Origin of the sequence: Mesorhizobium album, from assembly GCF_033977205.1 — a bacterium.
Lineage (GTDB): Bacteria > Pseudomonadota > Alphaproteobacteria > Rhizobiales > Rhizobiaceae > Mesorhizobium > Mesorhizobium album.
This window is the reverse complement of the sequence record NZ_JAVIIW010000040.1, coordinates 44,147-63,550: the sequence shown is the minus strand read 5'-3', so window position 1 is coordinate 63,550 and position 19,404 is coordinate 44,147. Positions and strand designations below refer to the sequence as shown.

The window sequence follows — 19,404 nt, the reverse complement described above, 5'->3', positions numbered from 1 at the left end:
AGCCGCGCGTGATGCTGATTTAACGCGCGCGGCAAGCCGCGCGTGATGCTGATTTAACGCGCGCGGCAAGCCGCGCGTGATGCTGATTTAACGCGCGCGGCAAGCCGCGCGCTGGCCAAAGCCGCTAGGGCCGCAGATCCAGGGCGAGTGGCCGAGCAGCGGGCCGGCGCTGCCCAGGCTGTAGGAAACCCTCACCGGCGCCGGCGTGCGGATACGCTGCGGCCGCACGAAAGCGGCATAGGCTTCTTCTCTCACGCGCATCACGCTGGTCATCTGCGTCAAAGGCTTGCGGTCTACCCGATGCTTGACGTAGTGGACCTTCTTGCCGAGCGCGCCCACCACGGCCTTGTTGTCGCCGATCGAGCCGGTCTTGGCTGTATCCATGGTCTGGCAACCAGACACTATCGAGACCAACGCAATAGCGGCAAAGGCGTGGGCATATTTCTTGCCGACCGCAGCCGCGCCTTCCATGAAATTCTTCATTGCCGTCCCCTGCCTTGAAATATAGTTCGCCGGAGCGCGGAGATGTATTTCTCTCTGCTTTCCCTCCGCGCCGCGCGAGTAGCCTCTTGCCACTCAGATCATGACTTAATATTAGAGGACACTTATTAAAATTCATGCAAACGACATGATGAGCGCCGTCTTTCGGCACTCGATCGACTATTATTAAAATTTGAGCTTTTTTACGAATGGCGGTCGTCAGGAGGACCAGCGGTTCAGCCAGGCCATGGGCTCGAGGACGCCTGCGGCCTCAGCGCGACGGATCCCAGCCGGGATCGAAATAGAAGTTCTGGGTCCCGGCCCCGCCCTGTCCCGCGCCTGACACCGGATAGGTTATCCTGACGATGCGCAAATGACCGGCGCCCTGCTGCAATCCGTATATGCCCTCCAATCCCCGATGGTAGAAACCTGCAATCGGAAGAAAAAGGGCAACGGCAGCGAAACATCCTTGTAGCGCGATGCTGGCTGAGTTCGATCGCACCAGAATCTTGTTCTCGGCAAGATGCTTGGCAATGATGACCGCTACGAGAACTCCATAGATCGCCCCACTCAACGCCGCAAACCAATAGAAACCTGTGGCGCTGGCTGGCCGATCCACGAGGAGAACCGGCAGTGACGCGCCGGCGGCCAGGACTAAATAGGGCACGATCACGCGACTTGGCAAAAGGGTCTTTGGGCCACTCCCCTTCGGCGTCACACGAAAATCGACGAAGGACTTCGTTAGATAATCGCGAACGGATGCCATCGACCCGGCAAGCACCCACGGCCAACGCGCGAAAAGATGAAAAAGCATTCCTTCCCAACTGATCACCTTGGCTGTGGTCGGGCGCGAGAGACCGAAGCCTTTCAGCAGAACTACGAGAGCAACCGGGATAAGAGCGCTTGGCAGATAAAATAAAAGGAATTCTGGGTAGGTAACATTGGCGAAATTGCTTGCCGATAGAAGCGCATATATCGGCATAAGATACATAGTCAAAGCGAATACTGCAAACAAGGGATACCAAAGCTGGCAGAAGATGAACTGGAACCTCAACCTTGGACTCAGCTTGGGTAGATATGTGGGTGAGTACTCCAGCAAGATGGTCGTCAAGCTGCGCGACCATTGGAATTCCTGAGTAATCAGATCGGCGAAAGTTTGCGGTCCGTCGCCGTTGGCGATTGCGTCAATCGCGTGCACGCCGCGCCAGCCGGCGGCGTTGATCAGCATCGAGGTGGAATGATCCTCGGCAAGCTCCGGACCGAGACCCCCGGCTTCACGCAGCGCCCTCGTCCTTACGGCATAGTGCGAGCCGATGCAGAGGGGTGCGCCGTTAGTTGTGTAACCGGATTGCAGTGGTCCGTGAAGCATCCCCTCAACAAACAGGCGGCCCCGCGCCGCCCAGCTTTCGTCGGCGTTGCTGTCGCAGATGCTGGGAGCCGAGACGTAGCCGACGGCGGGGTCGGCGAAGGGATAGAGGATTTCCCTGAGATAGGTCGGCGTCGGGACATGGTCGGCATCCATCTGGGCGACGAAATCGTAGCGCTCATAGCCGTAGTGATCGTAAAAGAAGGCGAGATTGCCTTCCTTGCAGCGCGTCCTGCGCGGCCAGGTCTTGCGGTGATAGTCCTCGCGGCCGCGCCGTGTCGAAATCAGCACGCCGTGCGCGTCGCACCAGCGAACCGTCTCCTCCGACGGATCCTCGTCGGCCAGCCAGGTGTCGTGCGGATAGTCCTGCGCCAGCATCGCTTCCAGCGTGCCGTGGACGACGGCGAACGGTTCGGACGGTGCCTTGGTGACCACCATGGCGACACGCGAGCGCTCCGGGACGGTGTGCAGCTTCGAGGATTTTCGCGATGCATGGACGTTGAGCAGGAAATACATCGGCATCAGCGTCAGCCAGGCCAGCACGACGGTGGCAAAGGCATATGGCCCGATATGCTCGATGTGTTCCGGCCGCAGCCACCAGGACCAGAAGAAACCCAGCGTGGCAAACCAGAAAGCAAGGCCGATCCGCAGGATCAATTGCTGCCTGGAAGACAGAACCGGCACGAGATAAGGGCCCTTCGGGCCGACGCCGTGGCGAGCCCTGTCGGACTGGCTCACAGGCCCGTCCTTGCCGCCGGCAACGCCGGCACCCACCGAAACGCTCATACTACCCGCCGCCTCTACCGCTCCCGTCCTTGCGGCCGGAGGCGTTCACACATCCCAGGGTAGAATCAGCATCTCCTAATGGAGAGTCAACAGAATTGATCTCACGTTAACCAAGCTTCTTGGGAACTGGTTAACCTAATTCTTGACCTGACAGCTCTTTGCGGCCGACGCTCGGGCATCCGAACAGCACTGCCGCCGGTCCGGCGGGCTGCGATGACCGGCCTCCCATTCCCGAAATTGAGCGAACCGCACGTCTTTTCCAGCCGTGCGGTTAACCATGTCGGCCCCCCGATATGGTTAAGTAACAGTTAATTGCACTTGACTCTCGGTAAGCATAGGCTCTTATATCAGTAAGGGTTAATATCGTAATGTTGGCGCGAATTTGTGAGTATCGCGGCGACCCTCTCCCGGCTGCAAATATAGGCGCCACGAGAGATCACTTGGTGGACAGCCACGCGAAAGGCGTTCCTGTCCCCCAGTCGCTCAGAAACCCGCGATTCATGTCGGCAGACCGATGGGGTTTGCGTGCCGGTTCCTTTCGGCACGTTGTGGCGAGCTTCAACAGCGACTGTTGAAGTTACGGGAGGTCGGGTATGAAATACTCCATAGCAACCGCCTTTGCGTCGGTACTCGTGATCGGCGCCCTGCCGGCTTTTGCCGGATCGCCGGCTACAACCGATCCGGTGCAGACGAGTTCCGCCGCGTCGGCATTCGGCTCCTATGATCCCTATGGCGACTTCAGCAACGATAAGTCGGCCACCATCGAGGAGCTGTTCCTGCCCTGGGAAGACGTCGAACTCTCGACGCTGCCGCTGGCTGACGCCTACGCCCTGCAGCGCGGGCGTTCGCTGCTGATCACCATCGAGCCGTGGACATGGTCGAAGGACTGGCGCATCACGCCGCCCGAGCTGCGCAACGGCATCCTGAGCGGCAAATACGACGCCAACATGCAGGCGATCTGCAACCTGGTCGGGCAGATGAAAAGCCCAGTGACGATCCGCTGGGCGCAGGAAATGGAAGACACCAACGGTCGCTTCACCTGGGCCAACTGGGCGCCGAAGGACTGGATCGCCGCCTACAAGCGCGAGGTCGATGTCTGCCGCAAGGCAGCGCCCGCGGCCAAGTACATGTGGTCGCCCAAGGGGGTCGAAGGACTCGAGAAATACTATCCGGGCGATGACTATGTCGACGTGATCGGCCTGTCGGTGTTCGGTCTGCAGAAGAAGGACAATGACGAAACCGGCCAGGACCGAACATTCGCCGAGACACTGAAGCCCGGCTACGACCGTGTGGCGAAATTCAACAAGCCGGTGATCGTGGCCGAACTCGGCTATGTCGGAAAGCAGGACTATGTGACGAAGTGGGCGGACGATTCCCGCAAGTCCTATGCGGAGTTCCCGGCCCTGACCTCGGTCGTCTACTTCAACCAGAAGGAAACGTGGCCGTGGCTGGGCGGCTATGGGCTGCCCGACTGGCGGGTGACCCAGCACGTCCTGCCGTAATGATGACCATGACCGTTCCGGGTACGCCGGGCCGGGCTCCAGCTTCCAGTTTGAGAATGATCAGCTCCAAAGCCCGGCTTTGGAGGCGGGTGCAAGCGTGGCGTAAATCAGTCGGCGGAGCAAAGTCGTGAAACGGGTGTTGGGGAATAAAAGGGTGATGGGGAATATTGTCGGAGCAGCACTGGCTTGCTCCGTTCTTGTTGTGGCCTCGCAGGCTCCTGCGATGGCCAAGGCCGTGAACAAGGTCGACGGCCAGGCGTCAAGGGCCGCCGTCGTCTCCGTCGAGGGCATCTACCAGCTCTACCAGAACCATTCGTGGCTGTGGGGGAAGAACGGCACCGCCTTCTTCGCGGTGAAGCAGCGGCAGTTCGACGCCTGGACCTCTGACAAGGGCAAGCCCGGCTATGGCGACGGAACGTGGTTCATCCCCGGCGACGGCAAGCTCTGCTACCATGCGACATGGCACGGCAGCTGGGGGTCGAAGAAGTCCATGACCTGCTTCGAGCATCGCCAGGCCGGCAAGATCGTCTACCAACGCAAGTTGCCGGATGGCGAGTGGTACGCATTCAGGGATCGGCACGGCAAATCGAAGCTGCGCTATGGCGACTATGCCAGCAGCAAGATGAAGCGCATCAAGGCGAAGCTGTAGATCACCACGCAAGCGAACGGATTCACGCGGCGGCGCGCCAAGCGCCGGGCGACACGCCTTTGATCGCCTTGAACACCCGGGTGAGATGGCTCTGGTCGGCAAAGCCGGTGGCCGCGGCGATCTCGGCCAGCGGCATGTCGGTCCGGATCAGCGCCGAGGCGGCGCGGATGCGGCGGTCGCGCAGATATTGGCCGGGCGTCATGCCGGCGGCGCGGTGGAAGTCGCGGATGACCTGGAAACGGGTGACGCCGGCGGCGGCCGCCAGATGCGCCAGATCGAAGCCGGCCGAAAGATCTTCGGCGATCAGCTCGCGACAGAGCCGGAAGCGCCTTGCCGTCTCGCCGCCATCCGAAGCGCGGTCGCGGGGCTTGCCGTCGCCAAAGCGGCCGGCGAGTTCGCTGAGCACGACAAGCATCGCCGCTTCCTGTTCCAGCGCCTGCCCCGCCAGCCGATGCGCCCGCACGAAGGCCCGGGCCAGATCCGGTGCCTGCACGATGCCTTCGCGGAACATCGGCAATCCGGTCAGCTCCATATCCCCGGCGATCTCGGCCATCAGCGCGGCGTCGGGATAGCAGGTGCGGTAGGCCCAGCCGGCGGGCGCGCCCTTCTCGCCGTCATGCGGCTCTTCCGGGTTGACGATGATGATGGAGCCCGCCGGCGCCAGATGCTGGTGGCGGCCGATCCTGAGCTTCTCGACGCCCGCCACCACTACGCCGAACACCCAGGTCGGGTGGGTGTGCAGCGGATAGGCGTGGTCGCGATAGCGGGCAGCAAGCATTTCGAGGCCGCCGAGACCATCATGCCGCGTCAGCTTTGCTGCCTCTCGTTCCCTTTGCTCGCCGGCATCGCTCATGACGACAAGCTTCTCGAAACCGCCCTGCCCGTCAATCCCGTTCAAGACGCGAGCCGGGAGCATCGGCAATATCGCCGCAACGAAGCGGAGATAAGACGATGCGGGAAAACGACAGGATAGCGGCGATCGTGCCCGAGGTGATCGGCTGGCGGCGCCACATCCACGCCAATCCGGAGCTCGGCTTTGCCGAGCACGAGACGGCGGCTTTTGTCGCGGCGAAGCTGAAGGAATTCGGCCTGGCCGTCCATACCGATGTCAGCGCCACGGCGGTGGTGGCGACGTTGACGAAGGGCACGAGCGGCAAGGCGATCGCTTTGCGGGCGGAGCTCGACGCGCTGCCGATCAAGGAAGCCGCCGATGTCGCCTACGCCTCGCGCAACAACGGCGTCATGCATGCCTGCGGCCATGACGGCCATACCGCCATGCTGCTCGGCGCGGCGAAACTGCTTGCCGAGAGCGACAGCTTCGACGGCACGGTTGTGTTCGTCTTCCAGCCGGCCCAAGAGGTTCTGGGCGGCGGCAAGAAGATGATCGAGGACGGGCTGCTGAAGCGCTTCCCGGTCGACCAGGTGTTTGCGGTGCATAATTGGCCGGGTTTCCCGGAAGGCCATATCGGCGTGCGCGCCGGACCGCAGATGGCGGCAGTCGACGATTTCGAGATCGTCTTTCGCGGCAGCGGCTGCCACGCGGCGATGCCGCATCTGGGCGACGATCCGCTGCTGGCCGCGGCAAGTTTTGTCACCGCGATCCAGCGGCTGGTCTCGCGCAGCGTCGATCCGCTGTCGCCGGCCGTGCTGTCGGTGACGCAGATCCATGGCGGCAGCTTCAACAATTTCGTGCCCAGCGAGGTCGAGGTCGAAGGCACCTGCCGCTTCTACGACCGCGCGCTTTCCGACCGCTGCGCGGCCGAAATCGAGCGCGTGGTGCAGGCAACGGCCGCGATGCATGGCGCCAGCGCCGAAGTCACCTACAAGCGCGGTTACCCGCCGGTGGTGAACCCCGCGAGCGGCGCGGCGCTCGCGGGGCAGGCCGGCGTGGACACGGTCGGCAAGGAGCGCGTCTCGACCGAGTTCCAGCCGAGCATGGGCTGCGAGGATTTCGCTTTCCTGCTGCAGGGCGTCGGCGACGGCGCCTATGTCTGGATCGGCGCCGGCGATGTCGGACCCAGCGCCGGGCTGCATGGCGACCGCTTTATCTTCACCGACGCCATCATCCCGATCGGCATCCGCTTCTTCCTCAACGTCGTGCAGCGGGCGCTGCCTGTCGGCGGGAATTAGCGCAATTCCAGGAAAAGTGCATTGCGGTTTTCCGTCCGGAATTGCGCAAAAACAAATACTTAAGCGATTGCCAAGCGCAGAGATTTCGCGCAACGGTCTTGACGGCTGAAACGACCGCGAGACCTGATGCCGGGGGCAGACACGACCGTGCTGATCACCGGAGCGCGCGCCGGTGGCGCTGCATTTGGCGCGCCTGCTCCATGGCGCCGGCCGCCGAGTGATCCTTGCCGACACGCCGACGCGGCCGATCGCGGCGGCGAGCAAGGCTTGCGCGCGATATCGCCAGCTGCCGCCGCCGCGCTTCGAGCCGGAGGCGTATGCCGAGGCGGTCGAGGCGCTGGTTCGAATGGAAGGCATAGAGCTGGCCATTGCGACCTGCGAGGAGGTCTATTACCTCGCGCTGGCCTGGGGCGGGCGGACCATGCCTGCACCGTTGTTCGCGCCCGACATCGACCTGCTGGCGCAGGTTCACAACAAGCATGCCTTCATTCGGCTGGCTGAGCGTCTCGGGCTCGCGGTGCCGGAGACGGTGCTGCTCAATTCACGCGACGATGTTGAAGCGGTGCGCGGCCATTCGCGCGAACTGGTGTTCAAGCCGGTCTGGTCGCGCTTCGCCAGCCAGGTGCTGCTGCGTCCGACGCCGGATTTTCTCGATGCCGTCCAGCCCTCGCCCGCCATGCCATGGGTGGCGCAGCGTTTCATCGATGGCGACGAGATCAGCGCCTATGCGGTGGCGCGCGAGGGCAGGCTCAAGGCGCTGGCGCTCTACCGCTCACCCTATCGCGCAGGCAGGGGCGCCGGCATCTTCTTCGAACGGGTCGAGGATGGGGCCGCGCGAGAGCTTGTCGAGCGCATCGTCGCCGGCTCGTCATGGACGGGGCAGATTTCCTTCGACCTGATGCGTGAGGCCAACGGAAGGGTGCTGCCGCTGGAATGCAATCCGCGCGCCGTGAGCGGCCTGCACTTCTTTCGCGATCCGGGGAGGTTTGCCGATGCGGTGCTCGGAGATGGACCGGAAGTGATCCCCGACATCATCGCGCCGCAAACGGTGCGGCTCGCCATGTGGATCTACGGACTGCCAGCAGCGTTGCGTTCCGGCGATCTCGGCCGCTTTCGGAAGGCCATGCGCGATGGCCAGGAACTGCTCGACTGGCCGGGCGATCCGGCGCCGGTGAAGGCGCAGTGGACGGCGCTGGCCGAGATCGCTGGGGTGGCTTGGGGCCAAGGGATCAGCCTGCAGGCGGCGTCGACGCGGGATATCGAGTGGAACGGGCCGAATCAGCTCGGCTGACCGAAGGTCTTCTCAGTCCGTCATGTTCCGAGCGAATTGGGGTCGGATGGCTTTGCATAAAGTTGCAAACCCAGCGCCTTGGTGACGCCCAGCAGTGTGCTGAGGCGCGGATCACCCTTTTCGCTCAACGCCTTGTAAAGTGCCTCGCGAGTAACGCCGGCGTCCTTCGCGACGGCTGTCATGCCGCGAGCGCGTGCGATGACGCCGAGCGCGTGCGCGATATAGGTTGCGTCGCCGGTCTCGAACGCGTCAGCGAGAAGCTCAGCCTGAGACTCTGGGTCGTCGAAATACTCAGCGGCATCGAATGGAGTGGTTTTGAGAGCCATGTCAAACCTCGCTTGCCATCTGTCTGGCTTTTTTGATGTCCCTGTCCTGAGAGGATTTGTCGCCTCCGCAAAGCAGGACGATGACCGTGTTGCGGCGTCGGATGAAGTAGACACGGTAGCCCGGTCCATAGTCGATCCGAAGCTCACCGATGCCTTCAAAGAACTTGGCGTCTCCTAGCAAGCCGGCCTCAACGCGGATGAGCCGCTAAGCGATCTTTCTGGCAGCTCGGATATCCGCGAGGCCCCGCAGCCATTTCCTGAATTCGTCGGTCTAGCGAACCTCGATCATACGTGAACTATAATTCACAGCCGTGAGCAAATCAAGTTATGTGAACTCTAATTCACAACTCGATCTGATGCATCCTCGGCTCACGCGCCGCAGGCGGCAGCTTGCCTTCCATGATGGCTGCGATGTCGCGGCGCAGGAAATCGAGCGGGCCGATCACCGGCAGTGCCTGCGGCGCGAAGCGGGCGTTGTTGCTTGCCGACTTCAGCACGCGGCGATCCTGATGCAGCGCGATGGTGAAGAGCGGCTTGAAGGCTACCGCCTTCAACGCCCCGAGCAGGCCCTGGCGCCGGCCGATCAGCCAGCCGACGCCCTCGACGGTGCGTTCATCGGCCTGGCGTAGATGAAAGGTTGTAGTGAGCACCAGCCCGTCCTTGCCCCAATATTCGAGCTCGGCAATGCCGGGATGGCGGAAGCGACCGATGGTTTTCACCCGCTCGCCTTCGAGCAGCCGGCTGATCAGCCCCTGCTGGCGATCCTCGCCGGTGTAGCAGGCCTCGACCCAGCCCTCGCCGCCGGTCACCTCGACCCGCACCAGATGCCGCTTCGAGGTCAGGCCGCGCAGCAGACCTTTGTGGGTGAAATGGGTGTGAGTGGCGTCGAGGATGTTTTCGGCGACATCGATGACCGTTGACTGCGTCGATGAGCGCACACGCCGCACGATGATGTCCTTGCCCTGCATGCAATGGAGGTAGGGCTCGTCCTGCGGCGCGCCGGAGGAGATGAAGACGATGCCGTCGCGATCGATGGCCACGTAGCGGCGCACCCGGTAATGCGGGATGGCGCCGACATGGCCGGGAATGGCCGTGCAGCGGCCTTCGCCGTCATAGCGCCAGCCATGGTAAGGGCATTCGATCTCGCCGCCGACCACCTTGCCGGTTGAGAGCTCGACCAGCCGGTGCGGGCAGCGGTCGAACAGAGCGGCAATGCCTTGTGCCGAGCGGAACAGCACAACAGGCGCGCCGTCGAACAGGATGCGCTTCGGCCGCTTGCCGATGTCGGCCGAGAGCGCCACCGCCTGCCAGTGATCTTGCCTATGGTCCCGGCGCTCGCTCACAGCTCGAACCTCCTGAGCAGAGGGATGCCGACCCGCGCCAGCACTGCCTCCATGATGCGGATCGCAAGCTGCCGGCGGCGCTGAAGATGGCCGGCAAAGACGGCGTTGTATTCGATCGCGGCAATAGCGCCGCGCAAGCGCTTGAAGCCGGCGGCGCCGGCGCTCATGTTGAAGAACAGACCGCGCGCCGTGGCATGGTCCTGCCCCATCGCCATCACCATGCGATAGAGCCCCTCGCCGAGCGGCAAACCGGTGTCGTAGCCGACGATCGGCTGGGTCAGCGTGCCGCCATTCTCGAACAGGCCGGTGACCGCGACCAACTCGCCGCCCGGCCGGCGCAGGCCGGCAAGGCTGATGATGCCGCGCCGATGCATCTCGGCAATGTAACGGGCCCTATAGTGCGGATTGAGCGGCGTGTATTTTTCCAGATAGAGCATGTTGTAGAGTTCTTCCGCGCGCGCATAGTCGGCCTCGGCGAAATCGGCATTGCCGACCCGCATGAGATGCGTGGCACCGAGCTGCTTGCGGTCGCGCTTCAGGTTCTTCGTCATGGCGGGTGCGGCGCTGCGGTCGGCGAAGATGTAGATCTGCCGCGCCGCCAGCATTCGAAAACCTTCTGCCTTCAGCGCGGCGATGCTCGCCGGATCGGCGATCTCGTTCAGCGAGCGGATGACGATGGCACGGTCTGGGAAACGCGCGACCAGGGCCGATCTAAGTTCGGCAACCGTTTGCCGGTCGAGCCGCGGCACCGGATTGGTGGAATAGAGCCAGTTGTTGACCTGCACCTGATGATCGAGGCCGCTTGCCCTGACCAGAGGCGCGCAGGCGCCGATCAGCGCCCGAAGCGCACGCCGCAGCCAAGGGTGTGCGGCGAAGTTGCGCGTCTCGTCTATCGCATAGTCGATATAGGCGCCGGAGGGGCAGCAGATGTAGCAGTTCGGCGCCTCACTGGCATCGTTGAGCGTCAGCGGATACGTTCGGCCGGCAACCTCGAAAGTCTCGACCCTGGTCGTCAGGTTGGCGACGAGGTCGCTTACCGGCATCTCATTGAACAGCCGGACAAATGCCTCGACCTTGACCGGACTGTTTTCGACCCGGTCGGCCTGCTGCACAGGCTTTTCCATGACATCCAGCCGGCTCATGGCGCCCGCTCCAGCCGGCATTCGACACGCCGCAATTTGCGGCTGGTCTCCAGCGGCAGAGGAGCGCGGATGAGCGTGACGGTGGCGCTCACCTTTCGCGCTTCCAGCAGCATATGCACCGCTCGGTGAGCAACGGCCGCAGCTTCGTCGGAGAGTGCCGGCGGAAGCCTCAGCTCAATCGCATCCGGCGCGGTCTGGATGAGGCGAAAATCGTCGATGCGGCGGTCGGCCTTGAGCACGGCGTTGCGCAGCACATCCGGCGTGACGAGCATCGGACCGTTCTCCGAAGCGAGCCGGAAGGCATCGTCCATGCGGCCGACGATCTCATCCACGCAGCGCAGCGGTGAACCGCAGCGGCAAGGCTGCTCCGAGAGGCGCAGCAGGTCGTTCATGCGGTAGCGCGCCATGATCTGGGTCTGGCGGCGGAAAGCGGTGACCAGAGGCGTCACCAAACCATCGCCTGCCGGCTCGAACTCGAAGAAGACGGAGTCTTCGGCAAGGTGTAGCCCACCTTGCCGGCAGGTGACGGCGAACAGGCCTTCCGTCGCCATGTAGATCTGATCGAGCGGCAGCTTGAAGAAATCTTCGATCTCCGGCCGGTCGACCGGATCGAGCGTCTCGGCGGCCGAGAAGACTCGCGCGGGAGCGAGCCGAAAGTCCTCGGCCGCGAAATGCCGCAGAATTTTCGGCGGCGCGATGATCACCGTCGGGTCGAAGGCTTCGAGCACTTCGCGCCAGCTTTCCGGCCCGAGCGTCAGATCGAAGAAGGCGAGCTTGATCAGCCGCGATTTGCGGGCGCTGTCGTAGAGGCCGGTGTTCTGCGGCAGGATGACGGCGACGCGCATGCCGCGCCACAGAAGGTCTGACGCCGCCTTGGCGAGGATCGTGCCCAGCCAGCGATACTTCTCCGCCTCGGAGATCACGAACAGGCCGCGATTGCCCGACGTGCCGGTGCTGGCGCCGACGGTGAGCGCACCGGCCCGGCCATCGCGCGCAAGCGCCGCCCAAGCTTCTGCGCCGGTTAGGCCATGGATGTTGAAATCCTCGAAGCGCGCCATCAGCAGCGCCTTGTCGGTGACCGGCAGATCGGCGAGACGCGCCGGCGCGAGGCGGTAGAACGGCGCGCGCGGCAGGTCGTGGTCGAGGAAGCGACGCAAGGCCGCCGCCTGCCAGCGCTCGAACTCCGCGCGGCTCTTGCGCGAGACCCGGCGCGTCAGGGCGAAGGAGCCGACCGCTTCCGCCAGAGCGTTCATCCGGCCTCCGGATCGCTTAATGTGACATCGTAGGATGTCGGTGCGGGATCATGGCAGAGCATTACGTCGCCGCCCGCAGCCACGAAGCGGCGCAGCATGGCGCTGGTCGGCTCGATTGCTCGGGCATCCTCGGCGATCAGCGTGGCCGGGAAGCCCGGCGTGCGGCTTTCGATCAAGGCGGTGAGCAGCCATTGCACATCGACGGCGTAGAGCAGATGCCGTTCGAGACCGGCGAACAGCAGGCCAAACTGGCCGTCGGCATGGCCCGGAAGATCGACCGCGATCACACTGCCGTCGCCGAAGAGGTCGGCGCCACCGAGCACGTCGTCGCGCGCCTCGATGCGCGGCTTGGAGGACAGACCGTCCAGCCGCGCGTCGAAATCCGGCGGGAAGAGCTCGACGAAGACGCCGTGGCGCCAATTCTGGCGCGGCGTGCGCGCCTTGACCCGTGCCCAGGCCGCGTCGCTGGCGATGAAGCGCGCCTTCGGGAACAGTGACAGTCCGGAAATGTGGTCGGCATGGAAATGCGTGACGATGACGGTGCGGATCTCATCCTGCGACAAGCCGAAATGCTTCAACACCGGCAAGACCTGTTCGGCGGCGTTGAGCTCGGGTTTCAGCAGCGCGCCGTAAAGGCGCAGCATGCGGCCGCGCCGCTCTCCGGTGAGCGCCTCCGGCGTATAGCCGGTATCGATCAGCACGGGGCCTTCTGAGGGATGAAAGATCAGCCCGTAGCGGACGCGCAACCGCACGCTCCGCCAGCTGCCGCCGCGCAGGATCAGCCGCTCGGCGGCATTCACCCAGGCGCTGTTGGCGAAGACGATCTTCATGGCACGGTCCCACCGAAGGTGCGGTCGAACCCCTGTTCGAAGGAAACCTTTGGCGTCCAGCCGAGCGCGAGCTTCGCCCTGGAGATATCCAGGCTTTGGGCATAGGCGAAGAGGCCGAGCCCGTAGCGGGTGACCGGCGGCTCGGGCCGGCCGGGCAGCCCGAGCGCCACCGTTTCCATCAGTCCTGCCGCAAGCATCGCCGGCATGAGCGGCATCGGCCGCCAGCGCGCCTCGATCCCGGCGCGGGCGCAAGCCTCGTCGGCGATGCGGCGCACCGGGAGAACTTCGCCGCCGGAAATGTTGAAGATCTGGGCTTCGACTTCTCTGGGCGCATCAAGTGCGGCGATAACGGCATCGACGACATCGTCGACATGAGTGAGGTCTATTGCCGCCCGGCCGCCGCGAAACAGCGGCAGTGGCCTTCTCTTCGCCGCCTTGATCAGGCGCGGCAGCAAGGCGCGGTCGCCGGCGCCATAGATGCCGCGCGGCCGCAGCACCACCGGATGAATGGCCGGTGCGGCAAGCACGAGCTTCTCCGCCTCGCGCTTGGTGCGGGCGTAGTGGTTGACCGGATCGGGCAAGGCCATGTCCTCGGTCAGGCCCAGCTGATCGCGAAATGCGAAGCAGACGGACGGGCTGGAAATGTGGACGAAACGGCTGACGCCCTGGCGCGTCGCGAAGTCGAGGAGGTTCCGCGTCGCCGTCACATTAGCCACTACGAAATCTTCCAGCCGCCCGAAGGGTGCCGAAAGCGCGGCGCAATGGATGATCCGCTCGACCCTGCCGAGCCTCGGATCGAGCACACTGTCGAGCGGCCGTGCGAGATCGTGGCGGATGATGCGATGGCCGGCAATCTCGAGCGCGGCACAGCGTTGCGCATCGCGGCCGAGCCCGAGCGCCAGCGTGCCCATTGCCGCCAGCCGCTTAAGCACATGGGAGCCGAGAAAACCGCTGGCGCCAGTGACGAGCACGGCCATCGTCAGGCCTCCAGTGCCATGCCGCCGAAGGACACGCCGGCCGACGTGCCGAGGAGAAGCAGCTTCATCCCCGCGCCACGCGACCGTCGCGACGCGCGACATCGAGGGCGAAGGGGATGGAGGCGGCGATCTGGTTGCCGAAGCGGGCTGCAATGTCGACGAGCTTTTCCGGCGCGAAGCCGGTCTGGCGCGCCATATGCGCGAGCGCGAACGGACTTGCCTGATGCGGCACCACTAGGTCGACATCCTCCTGCTTCCAGCCGGCGCGCTCCAGCAGCGCCGAAACGAAGCCGTTGAAATGGCGGGACGTGAGGCGGAACAGCTCCTTGCCGTCCATATGGAACAGGCTGTGGTGGGCGAACTCCTCCGGCTGCTTGTGGAAATCGAAGCGCGTGCCGCCAGAACCGATGCCGCAGGACTCCCAGGCGGACGGATAGGTGCGCATCAGGCTCGCCGCCAGCCTGCCCTCGCCGGGCTCGGCCTTGCGCAGCACGGCCGCCGCCGCGCCGTCGCCGAAGAGTGCTGCGACCTCCGGCGCGTCCCGCCACGGCAGCGCGCGCGAGGCGACTTCCGAAGAGAACACCAGCGCCGTCTCGCATTGCCCGGCCTCGATCATGCGGCCGGCCGTCTCGAAAGCGGTGAGGAAGCCAAGGCAGGTGCTGTTGACGTCGAAGGCCGCGCCCGAGCCGTCGGCGAGGCCGAGGCGCTGCATAACCAGGGGCGCCGTCGCCGGCAGCGGCTGGTAAGGCACGCCGCAGCCGCCGATGATCAGGTCGACGGCCTTTGCTTCGAGCCCCGCGTCCTCAAGCGCAAGACGCGCCGCGGTACAGGCAAGGTCGATTTGCGATTCGGCCCCGCAGACATAGCGCTCGACGACGCCGGTGGCTGCTTCAAGCGCGCCCTGGCCGAGGCCCAGCCTCTCCTCCAGCGCGCTCGTGGTGATGCACTGTGCCGGCACCGCCCTGCCGGTTCCGACGATCCTGATCCGCATCCTCCCCCCGCGGCGTGAGCTTGCGTCTATCTAAACCATGAAGCGGTCGATAGCGATGTTCACGAGGTAACATGCGGGGCAATCGCTTTAGCAATAGTCGTTTGCGGCTTTTCGCCAAATTGCCGATGCCGGTGCTGCCCCTCATTGCCCTGCCTGACATTTCTCCCCGTATAGTGACGGGGAGAAAGACGCCTGCATCGACCGTTTCGCCAATCGGCGGCGTGGCAAGAATGGCGAGGCGGCCGCTCAGACCCTTCTCCCGTCACTATACGGGGAGAAAGTGCCGGCAGGCGGACGAGGGGCGGCGCTGACATTTCCAATTTGGCGCCTGCCCTTCCCTATGCCGCACGCCTATCCCGCACGAAGAAACCGCGTCACCGCATCCATGAATTCCGCCGGCCGCTCGACGTTGAGCAGATGAACGCCGGCGAGCAGCACGAGCTCGGCGCCGGGGATTGCTGCCGCGATCGCCTCGCTGTGGCTTGCCAGCGTCACCTTGTCGTCCTCGCCGCCGATGACCAGCGTGGGCGCAGTGATCAGCGAATTCGGGCGGCGCAGATCGGCGTCGCGCACGGCTGCGAAGCACCCGGCAAGGCCTTGCGGCGACATGGAACGGATCGCGGCGTGGAATTTTTCGACCGTCGCGTTCGACCCGGCAAGCATCGCGGCCGGAAACCAGTTGCGCATGAACATGTCGGCCGTCGCCGACAGGTCGCTCGCCGCAAGCACGTTGCGGATCTGCTCGTCGAAATAGGAGGCCGGCCCGAGATACGGCGAGGTGTTGGAGAGGATCAGGCGCTCGATGCGCTCCGGCGTATGGATGCCCAACCACTGGCCGACGAAGCCGCCGAGCGACAGCCCGAGGAAATGCACGCGGGCGATCTCAAGGTAATCGAGCAGTTCGAGCACGTCGCGACCCAGGCGGTCGAGCGAATAGGCTCCGGCTGGCGCATCGGAACCGCCATGGCCGCGAAAATCATAACGCAGCACCCGGAAGGACCCGGCGAGTTCAGGAACCTGCCCATCCCACATGTGCAGCGTCGTGGCGATGGAGTTGGACAGCACAAGCACCGGCCGGTCTTCTGGGCCTTCGAGCCTGTAAGCGATGCGCGAACCGTCGCCCGCCGTGAAATGAAGCGTTTCGGTCATTTTGGTCCTCATCCTGGTTGGCGGGAGGGTTGTTCTCGCCGTCTTTTCGATAAGGAAGCTAGGTCTGGCGACTATCGAAGAAAATTACTATGATTTGACAATCTCTGTAGGGCATTACGACAATGTATGACCTAAAGCTTCACGACTTGCGATGTTTCGACGCCGTGGCGAGCGAGGGCAGCTTCCAGGCCGCCGCGCTGGTCCTGAACCGGACGCATCCATCCGTCTTCGCCGCCGTCGCGCGACTGGAAGAACAGCTCGGCCTCACTCTGCTGGACCGCAGCGGATATCGGGTGAGCCTGACCGAGCAAGGCCGCCTGTTCCGCAGCCGCGCGCAATTGGCGCTTCGCGAGCTCGGGCATCTTCAAGACTATGCGGGCCAGCTAGCGAGCGGCGAGGAAACCGTCTTGCGGGTCGTCATGGGCGATGTCTGCCCGAGGCCGCAGATCCTCGGCCTGCTCAGCCGCTTCTTCGCCGAACGGACGCGCACCCGCCTGCATCTCGAATATGAGGCGATCAGCGGCCCGCTCGAACGGCTGATGGACGCCGAAGCCGATCTCATCTTCCATCGCGCCAATCCCTCCGATCCGCGTCTCGAGCGGATCGATCTTTGCCAGGTGAACTTCGTGCCGGTGGTGGCGCCCGGCTTCCTTCCGTTCGATGATGGACGAGAAATCACGCCGGAGGCGATGCGGCCCTTCACCCAATGCGTGATCCGCGATACGGCGCGGCGTCCATCGACAGAGAACTTTTTCGTCATCGACGGCGCGCATTCCTGCTCGACACCGGACCACATGATGAAGAAAGAGCTGATCCTGCACGGGCTTGCCTGGGGGCATCTGCCCGAATGGCTGATCGAGGATGAGCTGAGCGACGGGCGGCTGATCTCCATCGCTGGCAGGCACATTCCCGGCCGCACCGAGACCGTCGCCGCGGTGCGCCGGCGCGACCGGTCGCAGGGACCGGTGGCCGAGGCGCTGTGGCACTATCTTCAGGCGCAGGAGCGGGATGCGCCTTGACGAATAGGAGTGACGATCCTCAGGCCTTGCGCTCCCAGCGGCGGTCGGGCGTCTGCTGCCAGTAGGTGACGGCGTGGCCGGCTTCCTTCATCGTCTTCCAGTGCGTCCGCGCGCCTTCAAGCTGCGCTGCGTCGTGGCCGTCGAACAGGAAGACGGCACGCTCATAGCCGGAAAGCTCCGGCGGTACGGCCCCATCGACCAGGAAGCGGATCTGGGCGGCGTTCGGGTTACCCTCTCCCGTGGTGAGCAGGATCGTCTGTTCCGCCGGATGGGCTTCGCGGTCGGTGGCATGAGCGAGGAAGGAATCGTCGCGGAACGTCCACAGATGCTGGTCGAGCGCGTCGCGCCGCTCCTCGGTGCCGGTCTGCACGACCGCGCGCCAGCGGCGCTCGACGCTGCGCTCGAGCAGCCCCGGTAGAGCCTCTTCAAGCGTCGATTCCGTCAGGTGATAGAACAGGATGTCGGCCATCCGCCGAAGCCTACCCTTCGTAGTGATCACGCACCAGCCTGTCGAGCAGCCGCACGCCAAAGCCCGAGCCCCAAGACTGGTTGATCTCGTTCGCCGGCGCGCCCATCGCCGTGCCGGCGATGTCGAGATGGGCCCAGGGCGTGTCCTTGACGAAACGCTGCAGGAACTGTGCGGCGATGATGGCACCGCCATAGCGGCCGCCGATGTTCTTCATGTCGGCGTTCTTGGAATCGATCAGCTTGTCGTATTCGGCGCCGAGCGGCATGCGCCACAGGCGCTCCTGCGTCGCCTGGCCGGCGCCGAAGAGCCTGCCGGCCAGCTCGTCATTGTTGGAGAACAGGCCGGCATAGTGCTGGCCGAGCGCGACCATGATGGCGCCGGTCAGCGTCGCCAGGTTCACCATGAATTTCGGCTTGAAGCGGTCGTTGGTGTACCAGAGCGCGTCGGCCAGCACGAGGCGGCCTTCCGCGTCGGTGTTGAGCACCTCGATCGTCTGGCCCGACATCGAGGTGACGATGTCGCCCGGGCGCTGCGCGTGGCCGTCGACGGCGTTCTCGACCAGGCCGATGACGCCCACGACATTGGCCTTGGCCTTGCGGGCGGCCAGCGCATGGATCAGGCCGGTGACGGCGGCGGCTCCGCCCATGTCGCCCTTCATGTCCTCCATGCCGGAGGCCGGCTTCATCGAATTGCCGCCGGTGTCGAAGGTGACGCCCTTGCCGATGAAGGCAACCGGCGCGTCCTTGGCCTTGCCGCCCTTCCATTGCATCACTGCGATGCGGGCGCCGCGCGGCGAGCCTTGCGCGACGCCGAGCAATGAGCCCATGCCGAGCTTCTTCATCTCCTTCTCGGTGAGTATCTCGACCTCGACGCCGAGCGCCTCCAGTTCTTTTGTGCGGGCGGCGAACTCGACGGGACCAAGCACATTGGCAGGCTCGTTGACGAGATCGCGCGCAAGCAGCACGCCGTCGATCACCGCCTCTTCGTTAGCGAAGGCCTTTTTCGCGGCGGCGGGATCGGCGCAGTGGATGATTATTTTGGCGGGCTTGGCCGCTTCGGCCTTCTTGGCTTCGGGCTGGCCGTTTTCCCTCTCTTTCCTGGTCTTGTATTTATCGAAGCCATAGCTGCGCAGCAGGATGCCGGCGGCAAGGTGGGCCGCCTGGCGCCCGTCCGGCTGCAACTCGGGCAGGTCGAGGATGACGGCGACGTCGGTCGCCTTGCGCAGCGCGGCGGCGACGGCGCCGCCGAGCTTCAGCCAGGCGTGGTCGTCGAGGTTTGCGACCTTGCCGGCGCCGACCGCGACCAGCCGGTCGACCGACGTCCCTTCCGGCGCCAACACTTCGGCCGAGCTGGCGAACTTGCCGGAGAAATCGGCAACCGGAAACGCGCGCGCCAATGCAGCCGCCGGATCGCAGGCCTTCGCGGCTTCGCCAAGCCCGCCGCCATCGGCCGCAAGCACGAAGACGCTGCCTTTTTTGGGCGCGGCGAATTTGGCAAAGGCAATCGAAGGTCTCGAATTCATCAGGTCCTGCTTTCGGGAACGGCGTAGGTTGCTTGGGAAGCGTTAAAGACTCGGGAGAGTGATATTTGGTCGTTTTCCGAGCGGAAATACCATCCCCTTTTTCAGCGCGCTGATTTTGTTGATCTTTTCGCCGTTCTTGTGCCAGCGCGCTTGCTCGGCGCTTGGCTCGCGCCTGGCAT

Annotated in this window: 18 protein-coding genes and 1 pseudogene; 5 read left to right on the top strand and 14 right to left on the bottom strand. The window is 64.2% G+C overall.

Going from position 1 to position 19,404, the window contains the following annotated elements; translation table 11 throughout:
* Positions 1-87: 87 nt before the first annotated feature.
* Positions 88-483: a hypothetical protein gene (locus tag RFN28_RS26665; RefSeq protein WP_320290163.1), complete on the bottom strand. Its 396-nt coding sequence runs from the start codon at positions 481-483 to the stop codon at positions 88-90.
* Positions 484-751: 268 nt separating this feature from the next.
* Positions 752-2,632 carry a glycosyltransferase family 2 protein gene (locus tag RFN28_RS26660; protein WP_430678951.1) on the bottom strand — a complete coding sequence of 627 codons (1,881 nt, stop codon included), beginning with the start codon at positions 2,630-2,632 and terminating at the stop codon, positions 752-754.
* A 593-nt stretch (positions 2,633-3,225) separates the two neighbouring features.
* Here RFN28_RS26660 and RFN28_RS26655 point away from each other — a divergent pair.
* Positions 3,226-4,134, top strand: coding sequence for a glycoside hydrolase family 26 protein (locus RFN28_RS26655; protein WP_320290161.1), 909 nt, complete (start codon positions 3,226-3,228; stop codon positions 4,132-4,134).
* A gap of 223 nt (positions 4,135-4,357) precedes the next feature.
* Positions 4,358-4,783, top strand: a complete 426-nt coding sequence (locus RFN28_RS26650; protein ID WP_320290160.1) for a DUF995 domain-containing protein — start codon at positions 4,358-4,360, stop codon at positions 4,781-4,783.
* Between the two features lie 22 nt (positions 4,784-4,805).
* On the opposite strand, the gene RFN28_RS26645 is transcribed toward RFN28_RS26650, so the two are convergent.
* Positions 4,806-5,681 (bottom strand): AraC family transcriptional regulator, encoded by an 876-nt coding sequence (locus tag RFN28_RS26645; protein ID WP_320290159.1) that lies wholly within the window; start codon positions 5,679-5,681, stop codon positions 4,806-4,808.
* 53 nt (positions 5,682-5,734) lie between these two features.
* On the opposite strand from RFN28_RS26645, the gene RFN28_RS26640 reads away from it, so the two are divergent.
* Complete coding sequence (locus RFN28_RS26640; RefSeq protein WP_320290158.1) at positions 5,735-6,913, top strand: M20 aminoacylase family protein; 1,179 nt, start codon at positions 5,735-5,737, stop codon at positions 6,911-6,913.
* Positions 6,914-7,085: 172 nt separating this feature from the next.
* Positions 7,086-8,204: an ATP-grasp domain-containing protein gene (locus RFN28_RS26635; protein ID WP_320290157.1), complete on the top strand. Its 1,119-nt coding sequence runs from the start codon at positions 7,086-7,088 to the stop codon at positions 8,202-8,204.
* A 20-nt stretch (positions 8,205-8,224) separates the two neighbouring features.
* Here the strand turns inward: RFN28_RS26635 and RFN28_RS26630 are convergent, their stop codons facing one another.
* The 9 genes and pseudogenes from RFN28_RS26630 to RFN28_RS26590 all read right to left on the bottom strand — a co-directional run bounded on the left by RFN28_RS26630 (position 8,225) and on the right by RFN28_RS26590 (position 16,215).
* Positions 8,225-8,530: an addiction module antidote protein gene (locus RFN28_RS26630; protein WP_320290156.1), complete on the bottom strand. Its 306-nt coding sequence runs from the start codon at positions 8,528-8,530 to the stop codon at positions 8,225-8,227.
* A 1-nt stretch (position 8,531) separates the two neighbouring features.
* Positions 8,532-8,780 (bottom strand): annotated as a pseudogene (locus RFN28_RS26625) (type II toxin-antitoxin system RelE/ParE family toxin).
* A gap of 91 nt (positions 8,781-8,871) precedes the next feature.
* A complete protein-coding gene (locus RFN28_RS26620; RefSeq protein WP_320290155.1) occupies positions 8,872-9,873 on the bottom strand; it encodes a Rieske 2Fe-2S domain-containing protein in 1,002 nt (333 codons plus the stop codon).
* Positions 9,870-11,015: a GNAT family N-acetyltransferase gene (locus tag RFN28_RS26615; RefSeq protein ID WP_320290154.1), complete on the bottom strand. Its 1,146-nt coding sequence runs from the start codon at positions 11,013-11,015 to the stop codon at positions 9,870-9,872. The genes RFN28_RS26620 and RFN28_RS26615 overlap by 4 nt, the downstream gene beginning before the upstream one ends.
* The gene (locus RFN28_RS26610) at positions 11,012-12,268 is read right to left on the bottom strand and encodes a F390 synthetase-related protein (RefSeq protein ID WP_320290153.1); all 1,257 of its coding nucleotides are present in this window, start codon (positions 12,266-12,268) and stop codon (positions 11,012-11,014) included. Before RFN28_RS26610 ends, RFN28_RS26615 begins: the two co-directional genes overlap by 4 nt.
* Positions 12,265-13,098 (bottom strand): MBL fold metallo-hydrolase, encoded by an 834-nt coding sequence (locus RFN28_RS26605; protein ID WP_320290152.1) that lies wholly within the window; start codon positions 13,096-13,098, stop codon positions 12,265-12,267. Before RFN28_RS26605 ends, RFN28_RS26610 begins: the two co-directional genes overlap by 4 nt.
* Positions 13,095-14,075, bottom strand: a complete 981-nt coding sequence (locus tag RFN28_RS26600) for an NAD-dependent epimerase/dehydratase family protein (protein WP_320290151.1) — start codon at positions 14,073-14,075, stop codon at positions 13,095-13,097. Before RFN28_RS26600 ends, RFN28_RS26605 begins: the two co-directional genes overlap by 4 nt.
* Positions 14,076-14,139: 64 nt before the next feature.
* Complete coding sequence (locus tag RFN28_RS26595; protein WP_320290150.1) at positions 14,140-15,066, bottom strand: 3-oxoacyl-ACP synthase III family protein; 927 nt, start codon at positions 15,064-15,066, stop codon at positions 14,140-14,142.
* A 351-nt stretch (positions 15,067-15,417) separates the two neighbouring features.
* Positions 15,418-16,215, bottom strand: a complete 798-nt coding sequence (locus RFN28_RS26590) for an alpha/beta fold hydrolase (RefSeq protein ID WP_320290149.1) — start codon at positions 16,213-16,215, stop codon at positions 15,418-15,420.
* Positions 16,216-16,337: 122 nt separating this feature from the next.
* Here RFN28_RS26590 and RFN28_RS26585 point away from each other — a divergent pair, with 122 nt between their 5' ends.
* Complete coding sequence (locus RFN28_RS26585; RefSeq protein WP_320290148.1) at positions 16,338-17,234, top strand: LysR family transcriptional regulator; 897 nt, start codon at positions 16,338-16,340, stop codon at positions 17,232-17,234.
* A gap of 19 nt (positions 17,235-17,253) precedes the next feature.
* Here the strand turns inward: RFN28_RS26585 and RFN28_RS26580 are convergent, their stop codons facing one another.
* Both RFN28_RS26580 and RFN28_RS26575 read right to left on the bottom strand, forming a co-directional pair.
* Complete coding sequence (locus RFN28_RS26580; protein ID WP_320290147.1) at positions 17,254-17,703, bottom strand: DNA polymerase III subunit chi; 450 nt, start codon at positions 17,701-17,703, stop codon at positions 17,254-17,256.
* A 10-nt stretch (positions 17,704-17,713) separates the two neighbouring features.
* Entirely contained in the window at positions 17,714-19,225 is a 1,512-nt protein-coding gene (locus RFN28_RS26575; RefSeq protein WP_320290146.1) for a leucyl aminopeptidase, read from the bottom strand.
* Positions 19,226-19,404: the final 179 nt, after the last annotated feature.